Here is a 14,703-nt window from a genome sequence, read left to right on the forward strand (position 1 = left end):
TGATTTGCCTACGCCGGTTCTCCGGGGTCCGGACATGAAAGGGGGCCGTTGAACCGGCCCCTCAATCACGCCTGCCACGATAGTCGTCTGGAGGTCTGCCTGTAATCCTTCGATCTCGTTACTGTTCAGGAACCACGAGCCTCAGCCCGGGTTCGAGGGCACCGGAACCGGACAGAATGTCCCGATTTGCGTCGTGGATCTCGTCTTCATGGCCGGTCTGTCCGTAGAAACGATAAGAAATCGATTCCAGCGTATCGCCCGGCCGCACGATGTGATGACGGGCTCCGGGTGCGGGCGCATCCGCGTGCTGCCTGTTCGTGCCGAGCATCGCCAGCAACGGCGCTGTATCGACGCGACCATCTGCCGACATGAGGTTTTGCGGCACGTCGCCCCCGCCGGGCGCTGCCGCCCTGATGGCCACTTCGTCAAGGTAAGCCTCGGGCTTGCCTTGCGCCAGCGCGGCGATGATGAGCTGTTCAAGTCGTGGCGGCGTGCCTGCCCCGCCGGCGCCGCTGTCGTCCCGAGGGAGCGCTGTATCATGGTCCGGGGCAGCGACCGGCACAGGATCGGGGCGGATCGCCTCGTCCCGAAATCCGTCCGGATCAAGCCCGGCTTGCATGCGCGTCACGCCGTCAATGCCTCCCGATTGGGCCACATCGCGCCGCGGACCATTGGCGGTCAGTACCAAGATCAGCGCGATGTTCACGGCAATGAAACCGGCCAGGACAAGCGCGATACGGATCATCGCATCCCCCCTGAGCGCCGGGCTTGAGCCCGCGCTTTTGTTCCGTGCTGTCGCGTCTTGTGCCGCGCGGCCAAAACGTATCCCCCGATATCGCCGTCCCGCTTCGAATGCGGGCTGACGCTTGCCTGATTTCACCCAGATATAGGCGAATCAATGCGAATCGGTCAACATAAAGTGATTCGGCATGTCGGAAATTCCCGCGCGCAGGTCACGTTCGGGCCGGTAAACAGGAGTTTTCACCGGACATTGCAAGAATTTCGCCGCAGCCGATGCCCCGAACCTCCGCTACGGCATCCGGGGCCGTTCGCGGGATCATCAGGCGTTGTCACGCAGAATATGCCCCGCGAGGTAGAGCGACCCGCAAATCAGGACACGTGCCCGGGGCGTGTCCGCGACGATGTTTTCCAACGCACCCAAAGGAGTTGGCGCGGTAAAGGCCGACATGCCGGCACGTTCGGCCGCCGCCGCTGTATCGGCCGCCGGGAGTGTATTGGCCTCGCCCGGTATGGAGACGGCGGTAAGGCTTCCGGCCACCCCGGAGAGCGGCGTCAGGTAACCCGAGATGTCCTTGGTGTTGAGCATCCCGCAGATCAGGTGCGTGGGACGTGCCGGCAACGTGGCGAGGTGCTGCCCGAGCGCGCGGCCCGCGGCAGCGTTGTGTCCGCCGTCAAGCCAGAGTTCGGCCTCGGGGGCGGCTTTGACGAGCGGACCATGACGCAACCTTTGCATCCGGGCCGGCCATTGGGCGTTGCACATAGCCGCCTCGAAGGCGGTTTCGTCCGCCTCGAGATGGCGCAATGCCGCCAGTGCGATGCCGGCATTCTGAATCTGGTGGGCGCCGGGCAGCACCGGCAGCGGCAGGTCAAGCAACCCGCGTTCATCCTGATAGGTAAGGCGGCCGCGTTCATCCTGCACGTGCCAGTGCTGCCCATGTGCGAGAACCGGTGCCCGGCAAAGGGCCGCGCGATCCTCGATCACCTCAAGGGCCGCGTCATCCTGTGGCCCGATGACGCATGTCACGCCACGCTTGACGATGCCTGCTTTTTCCTTGGCGATCGCGGTCAGCGTATCACCAAGGAACTGTTCATGATCCATCGAAACCGGCGTGATGACCGTAAGGCGGGGGGTGTCGATCACGTTGGTGGCGTCCAGCCGGCCGCCCAGTCCCACCTCGAGCAGCGTGTAATCGGCCCCGACCCGCGACATGGCCAGGATCGCGGCACAGGTCGTGATCTCGAAATATGTGATCGGGGCTTCTCCATTGGCGGCATAACATTCATCCAGAACCTGCATGAGGTGGGGTTCCGAGATCAGATCGCCGGCCAACCTGATGCGTTCGTGAAACCGCGCCAGGTGAGGCGAGGTATAAGCATGACAGGTCTTGCCCGCCCCTTCGAGCCCGGCGCGGATCATCGCCAGGGCCGACCCCTTGCCGTTGGTTCCGGCGACATGAATGACAGGCGGAAGGGCGTCCTGCGGGTTGCCCAAGGCATCCAGAAGCCGCCAGACCCTGTCGAGTGTGAGGTCGATGATCTTTGGGTGCAGCGCCATCATCCGTTCAAGGATGATGTCGGAATTCGGAGCCTTCATTCCCGGGATTGCCGATCGGTGGCGGGGGTTTCAGCCGCTGCCGGCTGCGTTGCCTCGGCCGGATCGGGCGGCGGCAGGTCACCGCGCACCGCCGGGGGCAGCCCCAGAAGCAGGCGCGTGATGGTGATCAGTTCCTCCCGCATCCGGGTGCGCGGCGTTACCCGGTCGAGCATTCCATGATCCAGAAGGTATTCCGCACGCTGGAACCCCTCGGGCAGTTTTTCCCGAATTGTCTGTTCGATCACCCGCGGTCCCGCGAAACAGATAAGAGCGTTCGGTTCGGCTATATGCACGTCTCCCAGCATAGCGTAACTTGCCGTCACGCCGCCGGTTGTGGGGTGCGTGAGCACGACGATGTAGGGCAACCCGGACTCCTGCAGCATCTGCACGGCGACGGTTGTCCGCGGCATTTGCATCAGGCTGAGAATACCTTCCTGCATCCGGGCCCCGCCAGCAGCGGAAAAGAGAATGAGCGGGCGTTTGAGCTTCACGGCCTCCTGCGCTGCGGCGATGATGGCATTTCCAACATACATGCCCATCGACCCGCCCATGAAACTGAAGTCCTGGGCCGCCGCGACGATGGGCGTGCGCCCGATCTCGCCGGTGGCCACGAGCATCGCCTCAACCTCGCCAGTGGATTTCTGCGCGGCGCGCATCCTGTCGGGATATTTTTTCTGGTCCCGGAAATGCAGGGGGTCGGGCTTGGGCGCGGGTACCGAGACCTGTGCAAAGGTGCCCCCGTCGAAAAGAGCCTGGAACCTGGCGCGCGGGGTGATCTGCATGTGATGGCCGCAACTGGTGCAGACATTCAGATTGTCACTCAATTCCCGGTGAAAGAGCATGGTGCCGCATTCGTCACACTTGGACCACAGGTTCTCGGGCATCTCGCGGCGCGAGAAGATCGAGTTGATCCGCGGACGCATGTAGTTGGTGATCCAGTTCATGAAAGCGGTCCCTCAAGCGGTTTCGGCCCCGAGATAAGCCGCCGACGCATGAAATGCAATCAGCGTCGCAGGGCCAGCCGGGCCGTCAGCCAGCTGACCAGCAGCATTGCGAAATCCACCGGGATTGTCCGGCGCAGCATTTCGGCCGCCTGCGGCCCGTGCTCCACGACGAACAGCGCGAGGCCGGACATCGGACCGGGCAGGGCCGTCACGAGGATCGCGCCAAGGTTGTTGAAAAGGTGCAACCCGATGGCTGGCCCCAATGATCCGCTGCGCGCCGTGAGATCTGCGGCAGCCACACCGAACAATGCCGCCCAGAGCGCGATCAGCAGCGCGTTCTCTCCGTAGACGCCGGGCGCGAAATGCAACGCACCGAAAAGAAGCGAAGGGAGCCCTATCCAGGCCAGCGGGTTGGCGAAACGCGCACCCAGTTGTTGTTGCAGGTAGCCCCGGAAAAGCAACTCCTCAGACCCGACCTGCACAAGCACCGCCGGAATGGCCAGCGGCAACATCATCAACCAAGCCGTAACCGGCAGGTTCAGCTTGAGGTCATGCGCCGGGGTCCATGGCGGCAGCAGCGTCACGACCGCGTAAAGCAGCGCTAGGCCCACGAAGACGCGGGTGAAATCGCGCACCGCGCGGGGCAGTGGCCCGAGCAGACCGCGGGCCGGTCGATTGTGCATGTGGGCGGTGACGATCATGACGGCCGCCCCGAGACAGCCGAAGCTGTAAAGTTGCACGAGGACAGCAAGAGGGGTTTCACCCTCGCGCACGACCTGCATGAAGTTCATGTAGGCCTCGTCACCGGCACCAAGGGCGACCAGAGCGAAAATGGCCCAGTTCAGACCATAATAAACCAGAACGCCCATCATCAGCCCGGCCGCCAGGCGCCAGAGTTCGCTGTTGGGTCTGGCCGGATCGGTCAATTCGCTGTGCGGATCATAATTCATCCCGCTTATCTAGGTCGCGCCCGCGTCCCCTGCAATCGGCCTTGTGCCTGCAGGTGTGCTTGTTTAACCCTGTTGGCAAAAAGTTTTCAGGAAGGCCGCCATGACCAAGTTCGACAAATCCAAGCTGCCCAGCCGATATGTGACCGAAGGGCCGGCGCGCGCACCTCACCGGTCCTATTACTACGCCATGGGCATGACAGAGCAGGAGATCCATCAGCCGCTCGTCGGAGTCGCGACATGCTGGAACGAGGCCGCGCCCTGCAACATCGCGCTGTCGCGTCAGGCCCAGGCGGTGAAGGGTGGTGTTAAGGAGGCGCACGGATCCCCGCGCGAGTTCACCACGATAACCGTGACCGACGGCATCGCGATGGGGCACGAGGGCATGCGTTCGTCCCTCGCCAGCCGCGAGGCCATCGCCGATACGGTGGAGCTGACGATGCGCGGCCATTGTTACGACGCGCTTGTCGGGCTCGCTGGCTGCGACAAGTCCCTGCCGGGGATGATGATGGCGATGGTACGGCTCAACGTGCCCTCGGTTTTCGTTTACGGCGGTTCGATCCTGCCGGGCAAGGCGCCGCAGGTGGACGAGATCCCCGAAGATTTCCGCACCCGTGACCTGACGGTTCAGGACATGTTCGAAGCGGTGGGGCGAAACCAGAACGGCACCCTGTCGGATGCTGCGCTGGAGATGCTGGAGCGCGTGGCCTGCCCGAGCTCCGGGGCCTGCGGCGGGCAGTTCACAGCCAACACCATGGCCTGCGTGTCCGAGGCGATCGGCCTTGCGCTGATGAACTCCTCCGGGATGCCCGCACCGTATGAATCACGGGATCAGTATGGCGAGGCCAGCGGTGTCGCGGTGATGTCTCTGCTGGACAGGAACATCCGGGCCCGGGACGTGGTGACGCGGCAGAGCCTTGAGAACGCCGCGCGCGTGGTGGCCTGCACAGGCGGCTCCACCAATGCCGGGCTGCACCTGCCGGCGATCGCTCATGAGGCGGGAATCGAGTTCTATCTCGATGATGTCTGCGAGATCTTTCGCGACACGCCCTATTTCGTCGATCTGAAACCGGGTGGGCAATTCGTGGCCAAGGATCTTTTTGATGCCGGCGGTATCCCGGTGGTGATGAAGGAGCTGCGCAAGGCAGGGCTCATCCACGAGGACTGCATGACCGCGAGCGGCCGGTCCATCGGCGAGGAGCTTGAACTGATCGACCGCGAGGCCGACGGAAAGGTGATCCACCCCATCGACAAGCCCCTCACGGCCACTGGCGGCGTTGTCGGGCTCAAGGGCAACCTTGCGCCACAGGGGGCGATCGTGAAGGTGGCGGGGATCGCGCCCGAACACCAGGTATTCACCGGCCCTGCACGGGTCTTCGAGAGCGAGGAAGAGGCGTTCGAAGCGGTCAAGGCCCGGAGTTACGAGGAGGGCGAGGTGATCGTCATCCGCAACGAGGGGCCGGCCGGCGGCCCCGGCATGCGCGAAATGCTGGCCACCACGGCCGCGCTTTCGGGTCAGGGCATGGGCAAGAAGGTTGCATTGATCACGGACGGCCGCTTTTCGGGGGCGACTCGCGGGTTCTGCGTGGGCCATGTCGGGCCCGAAGCGGCGCATGGCGGGCCGATTGCCCTGATCGCCACGGGCGACAGCATTACCATCGACGCGATCCGCGGCGAGCTGTCGGTCGATCTCGACGACAAGGAGCTGGCCCGGCGCAAGGCTGCCTGGCCCGGCCCGCGCGAGACGATCTATGCGTCCGGCGCGATATGGAAATTTGCCAAGCTCGTGGGTGAGACCTACAAGGGTGCGGTGACACATCCGGGCGGTGCCGCGGAACGCCATGTCTACATGGATCTTTGAAAGGGGTCCCCGGTTCTGGATGGCCCTGGCATCGGCCGTCGCAATGCTGGCGGTCGCGGGGTGTGTGTCCCCGGTCCGCGACTCGCGGCAAGTTCAGCGCACGGCCCTTTTCCAGGGCGGAGCGATCGTTGCCAGCCCCGCGGGATACTGTATAGACGAAAGCCATGTCCGGCGCCGTGACCAGGGAAGTTTCGTTCTCATGGCGGGCTGTGCCCACATTGACGGCGAAGGACCCATGGTGGACCCTGCGGTCATCACCGTATCGGTTCTGCCGGATGAGCCGGGCGTGCGCAATGCAACGGCCGAGGAGTTGGCCGAGAAGCTGTCGCCGAATGCCGCCCCTCTGGAAATGGTGAACGGGGAGGATCTCGCGCTGGTGCACCTTGCTTCCGGGGGCGACCAGGCGATGCCTGGCGGTGACCCGCGCCATTGGCGCGGTAGCATGGTACTCAATGGCCATCTGACCGGATTGGCAGTCTATGCGCCCCGCGATAGCAGGCTGGCAGGCGCCGCGGGACGGCGCCTTGTGACCGAACTGGCAGACACTTTGCGCAACGCCAACCCGCCCGCGCGCCTCGCGGAGGGTGGGCATGCCGATGACGCTCGCCAAGGCGGGTCGGACCAGGCACAGGACCGGCCGCGTGGCGCTCTGGGAACGTTCCTTTCGGGATTGTTCGGAAATTCCTCGTAATCATCTGGAAGAAGAGGACCGGGCAGGATAGAACCCATGCCGGAAGCAGGTGACCGAATGATCGAGTTTCGCAGTGTTCTCCTGGATTGGATGACCTATCGCCGGGGCTTGCGCCGCTGGGCACGGGCCGCTCGAAATGCGCCGCGCATGAGCCTTGCCCAGCTTCGCACAGAGCGAAAACGCGCCCGAAGCCTGCTTTTTTGCCTCCATGAGTTCATGAAGGTCGCGGACAGCCGGCTTGCTCTGCCAGTGGAGGGGTCCGACGCCTTTCCCCGTCCGCACGGAACCGATTGGTCGTGGCGCCCGCGACTGTGGCGCGAAGTTCTGGAGCGCCCCGGAATTTCATCGGCACAAAGCAAATCGCGCATGGGCGATGAGGTGACGTTGTTCCACGATTGTGAACGATCCGAATTGACGCTGCGCCAACTGCGCAATACCCGTGCAGCCGATCTGGCGCCTTACGGGCTGCGCATGGATGTTCTTGCTTTCGACGGTTCGTTCCTGTCGCTTGTCGTCGATCTTCCCCGGGAGGCCGTGGGGGGGCTGCGCCGCAATCACCTGGTCCGCATGGACACGATCGTGGAGATGGAAAAACCTCTGGAGATCTTTGCCCGCCTCAACATCCGCCACGGGCCCAACACCGAACAGATCGTGCGCGAGCTGCCACTGGACCACGACGAGATCATGGTGGAATTCGATCTGGCCTATTCAAAACTGAACGAAAAAAGGATCGAGCGCGCCTGGATCGACCTGATCTTCGAGAACCCTCAGATGAGCCAGGTCATCGTGCGGGATCTCACCTTCTCGCGTCGCCCGCGGGCCGCGCTCTGACTGTCCGGGAGAAACGGCATGAGCGATCTCATACTGACCAAGACACGGCTTTCCGAAGGCGTCTGGGAAGGCCTGTTGACCCGCAAGAGCGGCGGCGTCGACGCTCCGCAGCTTGAGGTGACCCATCTTGAGACGCCGGTCGAGGGTGTCGAGGTTGCGGATACCGGCACGCCTGGACAATGGCGGGTGCGGGTTCCGATCCCGGTGCAAATGATCGCAGACGGCGTGCAGACATTCCTGATTCGGGATGTCGCCACGGGTGACATACTGGACAGTTTCGCGCTGATGTCGGGCCACGCCCTGAGCCATGACATACGCGCCGAACTTGACCTCCTGCGCGACGAACTGGATATGCTCAAACGCGCCTTCCGCCGGCATTGCCTTGAAACGATGTAGGCGCAAGGGCGCCACCGTCACAAGCACGTGACGTGCCCGGCACATTGCCTGCGGACCACCCCTCTTGACGCGGCGATCCACGGCACGAGACCCCGGGCCGGTTCCGGGCGGACGGGGTGCCCGTTTCATCTGGCCTGAAATACCTCGGGGGTTTGGGGGCAGCGCCCCCAAGGTCCGCGCGGCAGACCCGTGATCAGAAAACCAAGGCGCTGGACCGCGCGCGCCAGGCGCTCAGCGATCCTTGGGAAGCGGAACGATCCGGGCTTCGCCTTCGGGTGTAAGCTCCTCGAAATCGAAATTGTCCAGCCTCTTGGCACGGCGCCCGGCCTTGTCGGCGGAAATCTTGATGTCCGAGATGTCCTTGGCAGCCTGATGGAAATGCCGGTCCAGGTTCTCGACCCGGTTGCCCAGCCGGTCCACATCGGCAAAGAGCAAGCCGAGTTCGCGCCGGATAGCGCCGGCCTGTTCGCGCATCCGGGCATCCTTGAGGATCGCCCGCATGGTGTTGAGCGTGGCCATGCAGGTGGTTGGCGACACGATCCAGACCCGTGCCGCGAACCCCTCGCGTACCAGTTCGGGGAAATTGGCGTGCAGTTCGGCATAGACCGCCTCGGAGGGCAGAAACATAAGCGCCCCGTCGGCCGTCTCCCCGTCGAGGATGTATTTCTCGGCGATGTCCTTGATGTGCTTCTTGACGGATGTGCGCAGGAACCTGGCCGCCTCGCTCAATTCCCGGTCGGAGCCGGCCTTGCGCATGGCCTCGTAGGCTTCCAGCGGGAATTTGCTGTCGATGCAGATCGGCCCGGGTGGATTGGGCAGGTGAACCAGGCAATCGGCGCGCTTGCCGTTCGAAAGCGTGTGCTGGAGGCTGTAACTGTCGGAGGGCAGCGCCTTGGTCACGATATCGGTAAGCTGGATTTCACCGAAGGCTCCGCGCGTCTGCTTGTTGGAGAGGATATCCTGAAGGCTCAGCACGTCGCCCGACAGCTTGGTGATGTTGTCCTGCGCCTTGTCGATGGCCTGCAGGCGCTGCTGCAATTCGCCCAGCGATTGCGCGGTGCGCCGGGCCGAGCCTTGCAGGTTCTCGGTCATGTTCTCGGTCACCTGTGTCAGCCGCTTCTCCATCAGTTGCAGCATGTGCGATTGCGCCGAGGCCTGCGCCTCGGAAACGTGGTTGAGACCCCCGGCGAGCTGCTGCTGGCCCTCGCTCAGCCCCTGCACGCGCTGGCCCAGGTCGCCCATCTGGCGGACCAGGGGTTCGGTCATGCGTGCCGACCGGGCAGCGGCGCGGACGGCCATGATCAGCAGGATGACGATCACAACCAGACCGCCGACAGCGATGAGAATGGCAGTGCCGACCGGATCTTCGAGTGAAACGGCGGTGTCCCCGATGGTAATCATGTGCGCCCGAAAAGCCTTTCGATATCGGCAAGCGGCAGCTCCACATAGGTGGGCCGGCCATGGTTGCACTGGCCCGAATGGGGGGTCGCCTCCATCTCGCGTAGAAGCGCGTTCATCTCCGCCGCGGTCATCCGGCGGCCGGAGCGTACCGAGCCGTGACAGGCGATGCGCGACAGGACCGCGTCGATGCGCGTTTGCAATGTCCGGGTTTCACCTTGCTCTGCAAGTTCGTCAAGGATGTCGTGGATCATCGCGCGCGCGTCCACCGGGCCGAGAATGGCGGGCGTTTCGCGGACTGCGATGGTGCCGGGGCCAAAGTTCTCGACAACGAGTCCGAGGCGTTGCAGTTGCCCGGCGAAGTCCAGAATTCGTGTTGCATCTGCCTCGGACAGATCGACGATCTCGGGGATCAGCAACGCTTGCGACGCTACGCCGGTACTGCCCGTCCGCGACTTGAGCCTTTCGTAGACAAGCCGTTCATGCGCGGCGTGCTGATCGACGATGACCATGCCGGTTTCCGTCTGGGCGACGATGTAGTTTTCATGAATCTGGGCACAGGCTGCCCCCAGAGGAAGGGACTGCGGCGGTGTTTCGGGTGGCTCGTGCGTGTCGTCCGGGGCCGGGTCTGGTTCGCCTGCGGCAGGTTCTGTCCGGGCACTGTAAGCGGCCTGCATCTCGGCGAAGGCGGGGGCTTGGGCCTGGTATGCCGCGGCGCGCGCAGCGGGCGAGGGCCGGTCCATCTGGTAGACACGGGCGCCATCGGAGTCGGGGCGCATCGCACCCAGTGTGGCGCTCGCGATCGTGGAGGAGGCGCGGTGCCCGGCCTCGGCCAACGCGTGCCGCAGCCCCGAGACCACCAGACCGCGGGCAAGGCCGGGATCACGAAACCGCACCTCTGATTTCGCGGGGTGGACATTGATGTCAACCTGCCGCGGATCGCAGTCGATGAAGAGCGCGGCCGCGGGATGCCTGTCCCGGCTGAGCAGATCCTGATAGGCGGCCCGCAACGCGCCGATCAGCATCCGGTCGCGTACCGGGCGCCCGTTCACGAAGAGGTACTGCGCCACCGCGGCGCCGCGCGAATAGGTGGGCAGCGCGGCAAACCCGGTCATGCGAAGCCCGTCGCGCTCGGCTTCTATCCGCAGCGCGTTTTCGGCAAAATCCGAGCCGAGGATCCGCGCCAGGCGACCGTGGAGAGCATTGAACATGTCTCCTGTTTCGGCATCCGCGCGGAAGGTCACACGCCCGTCACCGCCGCCCGAGACATCGCGAAGCGTGAAGGATACGAACGGGGCGGCCATTGCCAACCGCTTGACCGTATCGGTGATGGCCTGCGTCTCGGCCCGGTCGCTGCGCATGAACTTCAGCCGCGCCGGCGTGGCATGGAAGAGATCGCGCAGGGTCACATCCGTGCCCACGTTGAGCGCGGCGGGCCTGACACGGCCCGGTGTTCCACCGGAGACACGGATTTCGGCGGCATCGTGGCCCTCGGCGCGCGAGGCGATCGTCAATCGGCCAACGGCCCCGAGCGACGGCAACGCCTCGCCGCGAAAGCCGAAGCTGTGGATATCCAGCAGATCCGAGCCGTCGATCTTGGAGGTGGCGTGCCTCGCAAGCGCCAGCGGCAGGTCTTCGGGCACGATTCCGCAACCGTCATCGGCTACACGGATCAGCGTCTTGCCGCCATCGGCCTGCGCGATTGCGATATGACATGCACCTGCGTCCAGCGCATTCTCCACCAGTTCCTTGACGGCCGAAGCCGGCCGCTCCACTACTTCCCCGGCGGCGATCCGATTGATTGCCGCTTCATCCAATTGCCGGATCATGGGACGCTTGACTTGTGTTCCGGGGCTTATTTGGGGGCTTTCATCATTCATAACCCAACACCTAGCATGAGACGTAGCGATTCTGCCAGACGAGAACTTGGCCGCGCGGCGGTCACGCTGCCAAAATCCCGCGTGTGGGGTTGGTTCACAAATACATTCACTTAAATGAATGGGATCATAAGAAAGGAGTGACCATGTTCCGCCGAAAAAGCCCTTCACAGGGATCCAGTTCGCCCGAAGTAACAGGTTTTCACGATCCTGCCTCGGGAAGCATACAATACGTCGTGGCTGACCCCGACACCGGAAAGGCCGCTCTGATAGACATCGTTCAGGATTTCCGGCCCGCCGAGGCCGCCGCATCCCATGACAGCGCCCGGGAGATCGTGGATTTCGTCAACGCCGAGGGGCTGGAGGTGGAATGGATCCTCGACACCCATCCGCATGCCGATCACCTGATGGCCTCGGCGTGGTTGCGGCAGGAACTGGAGGCACCGAATGCCATTGGCGCCAAGGTCCGCGACATCAGTGAAATCTGGGAAAAGCTGTATAACCTGAGCGGCGCGTTCGATCCCGACCGTGATTTCGACCGGCTGTTCGAGGATGGCGAGATCTTCAAGCTGGGCAATCTTGATGTGCGCGTCATGCTGTCGCCCGGTCATACGCTGGGGTCGGTCACCTACGTGGTTGGACAGGATGCGGCCTTCGTGCATGACACCTTCATGCATGTGGATGTTGGCACGTCCCGTGCCGATTTTCCCGGTGGATCGTCAAGTCAACTCTATGACAGCCTGCAGGCCATCCTGGCCTTGCCCGAAGACACGCGTCTTTTCGTCGGGCATGATTATCCCCCTGTCGGTGACCGCAAGGAGCCGGCTTGGGAGGCGACCGTGGCCAGACACAAGCGCGACAATCCCCATGTCGGTGGCGGGGCCACCCGCGAGGCATTCATGACGCTGCGCGACGATCGCGATGCCACGCTGGGCCTGCCGGACCGGATTTTGTACGCGCTGCAGGTCAATTTGCGCGGCGGGCGCCTTCCCGAACCCGAGGATGACGGGCAAAGTTATTTCAAGATACCCGCGAACCGATTCTGAAACGGCTGAAAAAGGACTGCAGACATGAAGACCGAAACCATTGACGGCGGCGAACTGGAAACCTGGAGCGTCGAGGAGGTGTCCGACGCCTGGGCGCGTGACGAAGTCGTGCTGATCGACGTCCGCACCCCGCAGGAGTACATGTTCGAACATGTTGAAGGGGCCCTGCTTCTGCCGATGCCGTTCTTCAACGCGCACAAGCTGCCGGGGCAGAGCGACAAGCGCATCGTCTTCATGTGTGGCTCTGGTGTCCGTAGCGAGAAGGTGGCGCGTGCCGCGCTGGAAGCCGGGATGAGCCGTATCGCTCATATGGAAGGGGGGTTCGCGGCGTGGAAGAAGGCGGCCAGCCCTTACATCGGAACCAATATGGCCACCGGCGCACCGCGGCGCGTCGAGGGCTGAGCACGGGGTGGCGCCAGGGTTTCCGGCGCTGAAACGAAAAGACCCGGGCAGTCATGCCCGGGTCCATCTCGTGGCGGCGGTTCTGATCAGGTCTTGGAGAATTCGGGATAGGCTTCCATGCCCAGTTCCGACATGTCCAGCCCGTCGATCTCGGCTTCTTCCGAGACCCGCAGACCGACAACCGCCTTGATGATGAGCCATACCACGGCGGAGGCCACTACCGTAAAGATGCCGATCACGGCGATGCCGTAAAGTTGCGTCATCAGGTTGGCATCTCCGTTGGTGAGAATGACCGCGATCGTGCCCCAGATGCCGGCAAAGAGGTGAACAGGGATCGCACCGACAACGTCGTCGATCTTGAACTTGTCCAGCATCGGCACGGTGAAGACCACGATGACACCGCCCACGGCGCCGATCAGCGTCGCCATCCCCAGGCTCGGGGCCAGCGGTTCGGCGGTGATCGACACCAGACCTGCCAGCGCGCCGTTGAGCACCATGGTCAGATCCGGCTTCTTGTACATCACCTGCGTCAGGATCAGTGCGGCGACGGCCCCGCCTGCAGCGGCAGTGTTGGTGTTCGAGAAGATCCGGCTGACATCGGCCACGTCACCGACGCTGCCCATTGCCAACTGAGAGCCGCCGTTGAAACCGAACCAGCCCAGCCAGAGGATGAACATGCCCAGCGTGGCCAGTGCAAGGTTGGAGCCGGGGATCGGATGCACCTTGCCATCCTTGTACTTGCCGATACGCGGCCCAAGGATGATTGCGCCGGTCAGTGCGGCCCAACCGCCCACCGAATGCACGATGGTCGACCCGGCAAAATCCGAGAAGCCGGCCGCGCTCAGGAAACCACCGCCCCAGCTCCAGCTGGCTTGCAGCGGGTATATGATCGCCGTCAGGAGAATGGTGAAGGTAAGGAAGGGCCACAGCTTGATCCGCTCGGCCAGCGCACCCGAAACGATCGAGGCGGTGGCGGCACAGAACATCAACTGGAAGAAGAAGTCCGACCCGGTAGAAGCATAGGAATAGTCGTCCGCCGCCGCGGCACTCACGCCCACGGGTTCCAGAACACCGAGCGACGGGAACAGCCCCGAAAGCACATTCTCGATGGCCCAGTCGCCAAGTGGATACATGAGGTTGTAGCCGATGGCGTAATAGAAGATTGCGGCGAGCGAAAAGAGCGCGACGTTCTTCGTCAACTGCATCGTCACGTTCTTGCCGCGTACCAGCCCGGCCTCGAGCATGGCGAACCCCGCCGCCATGAAGAACACCAGAAAGCCCCCGATCAGGAACAACAGTGAATTGAAGATGAATACCGAATCTGTCGGCACGGCGGCCGGGACGGTTGCCTCCGCCTCCTGTGCCAGTCCGAGCTGCGGGAGCGCGGCCACGGCAGCGGCAAGCCCGAGTGTCGTGAATTTGGTCATGGTCGTTTCCTTTCCGTTGAGCGCCGGGTCAGAGCGCGTCGCCGTTGGTTTCGCCGGTGCGCACACGCGTGGCCTGCTGAAGATCGAGGACGAAGATCTTGCCGTCGCCGATCTTGCCGGTGCGCGCGGTTTTGGTGATGGTGTCGACCACCTGGTCGGCCATCCCCGCGTTCACGGCTATTTCCAGCTTGATCTTGGGCACGAAATTGACAGCGTATTCCGCGCCGCGATAAATCTCGGTATGGCCCGATTGGGAGCCGAAGCCCTTGATCTCGGTAACCATCATGCCGCGCACGCCGATTTCGGTCAGCGCTTCGCGGACCTCCTCGAGCTTGAACGGCTTGATTGTCGCAATGATGAGTTTCACGTATTCCCCTTTCGGTTTCCTGCTGAACAGGCATTTCGCACATGCAGAAAAATCCAATGGGCGGGCTGCCTGAAAGGGATTGGCGTCAAATTCGGCCAGGGCCGGAGTGTATTCGCACAAAAAATGCTCAAAAAAAATAAATCGCACAAAAAATATGCAAACGTAAAAGCCGGAACACAGG

The 14,703-nt window shown here is 63.2% G+C and carries 14 protein-coding genes; 6 read left to right on the forward strand and 8 right to left on the reverse strand.

Annotated elements, in window-relative coordinates; all coding sequences use genetic code 11:
- Positions 1-118 precede the first annotated feature (118 nt).
- From DQW77_RS03785 to DQW77_RS03800, 4 genes are all read right to left on the reverse strand, one after another.
- A complete protein-coding gene (locus DQW77_RS03785) occupies positions 119-745 on the reverse strand; it encodes a LysM peptidoglycan-binding domain-containing protein (RefSeq protein WP_113256865.1) in 627 nt (208 codons plus the stop codon).
- 315 nt (positions 746-1,060) lie between these two features.
- The gene (locus DQW77_RS03790) at positions 1,061-2,335 is read right to left on the reverse strand and encodes a folylpolyglutamate synthase/dihydrofolate synthase family protein (RefSeq protein WP_113256866.1); all 1,275 of its coding nucleotides are present in this window, start codon (positions 2,333-2,335) and stop codon (positions 1,061-1,063) included.
- Positions 2,332-3,279, reverse strand: coding sequence for an acetyl-CoA carboxylase, carboxyltransferase subunit beta (gene accD / locus DQW77_RS03795; RefSeq protein ID WP_113256867.1), 948 nt, complete (start codon positions 3,277-3,279; stop codon positions 2,332-2,334). Before accD ends, DQW77_RS03790 begins: the two co-directional genes overlap by 4 nt.
- A 59-nt stretch (positions 3,280-3,338) precedes the next feature.
- Positions 3,339-4,229, reverse strand: coding sequence for a CPBP family intramembrane glutamic endopeptidase (locus DQW77_RS03800; RefSeq protein ID WP_113256868.1), 891 nt, complete (start codon positions 4,227-4,229; stop codon positions 3,339-3,341).
- A 100-nt stretch (positions 4,230-4,329) separates the two neighbouring features.
- Between DQW77_RS03800 and ilvD the strand changes: the two genes are divergently transcribed.
- The 4 genes from ilvD to DQW77_RS03820 are packed head-to-tail and all read left to right on the forward strand — an operon-like array spanning position 4,330 to position 8,005.
- Complete coding sequence (ilvD, locus tag DQW77_RS03805) at positions 4,330-6,087, forward strand: dihydroxy-acid dehydratase (RefSeq protein ID WP_113256869.1); 1,758 nt, start codon at positions 4,330-4,332, stop codon at positions 6,085-6,087.
- A 19-nt stretch (positions 6,088-6,106) separates the two neighbouring features.
- Positions 6,107-6,778 (forward strand): hypothetical protein, encoded by a 672-nt coding sequence (locus DQW77_RS03810; RefSeq protein ID WP_113256870.1) that lies wholly within the window; start codon positions 6,107-6,109, stop codon positions 6,776-6,778.
- A gap of 36 nt (positions 6,779-6,814) precedes the next feature.
- A complete protein-coding gene (locus DQW77_RS03815) occupies positions 6,815-7,609 on the forward strand; it encodes a DUF6478 family protein (protein WP_258523659.1) in 795 nt (264 codons plus the stop codon).
- Between the two features lie 18 nt (positions 7,610-7,627).
- Positions 7,628-8,005: a hypothetical protein gene (locus DQW77_RS03820; RefSeq protein ID WP_113256872.1), complete on the forward strand. Its 378-nt coding sequence runs from the start codon at positions 7,628-7,630 to the stop codon at positions 8,003-8,005.
- Positions 8,006-8,236: 231 nt separating this feature from the next.
- On the opposite strand, the gene DQW77_RS03825 is transcribed toward DQW77_RS03820, so the two are convergent.
- Positions 8,237-9,406: a DNA recombination protein RmuC gene (locus DQW77_RS03825; protein WP_113256873.1), complete on the reverse strand. Its 1,170-nt coding sequence runs from the start codon at positions 9,404-9,406 to the stop codon at positions 8,237-8,239.
- Positions 9,403-11,283: a DNA mismatch repair endonuclease MutL gene (gene mutL / locus DQW77_RS03830; RefSeq protein ID WP_113256874.1), complete on the reverse strand. Its 1,881-nt coding sequence runs from the start codon at positions 11,281-11,283 to the stop codon at positions 9,403-9,405. Before mutL ends, DQW77_RS03825 begins: the two co-directional genes overlap by 4 nt.
- 143 nt (positions 11,284-11,426) lie before the next feature.
- Here mutL and DQW77_RS03835 point away from each other — a divergent pair, with 143 nt between their 5' ends.
- Both DQW77_RS03835 and DQW77_RS03840 read left to right on the forward strand, forming a co-directional pair.
- Entirely contained in the window at positions 11,427-12,326 is a 900-nt protein-coding gene (locus tag DQW77_RS03835; protein ID WP_113256875.1) for an MBL fold metallo-hydrolase, read from the forward strand.
- 24 nt (positions 12,327-12,350) lie between these two features.
- Positions 12,351-12,728, forward strand: coding sequence for a rhodanese-like domain-containing protein (locus tag DQW77_RS03840; RefSeq protein ID WP_113256876.1), 378 nt, complete (start codon positions 12,351-12,353; stop codon positions 12,726-12,728).
- A gap of 86 nt (positions 12,729-12,814) precedes the next feature.
- Here the strand turns inward: DQW77_RS03840 and DQW77_RS03845 are convergent, their stop codons facing one another.
- Together DQW77_RS03845 and DQW77_RS03850 are read right to left on the reverse strand one after the other, a co-directional pair.
- Complete coding sequence (locus tag DQW77_RS03845; RefSeq protein WP_113256877.1) at positions 12,815-14,155, reverse strand: ammonium transporter; 1,341 nt, start codon at positions 14,153-14,155, stop codon at positions 12,815-12,817.
- Between the two features lie 28 nt (positions 14,156-14,183).
- Positions 14,184-14,522, reverse strand: coding sequence for a P-II family nitrogen regulator (locus tag DQW77_RS03850; RefSeq protein WP_113256998.1), 339 nt, complete (start codon positions 14,520-14,522; stop codon positions 14,184-14,186).
- Positions 14,523-14,703 lie beyond the last annotated feature (181 nt).

Source organism: Roseovarius sp. TE539 (genome assembly GCF_003298505.1).
GTDB lineage: Bacteria > Pseudomonadota > Alphaproteobacteria > Rhodobacterales > Rhodobacteraceae > Roseovarius.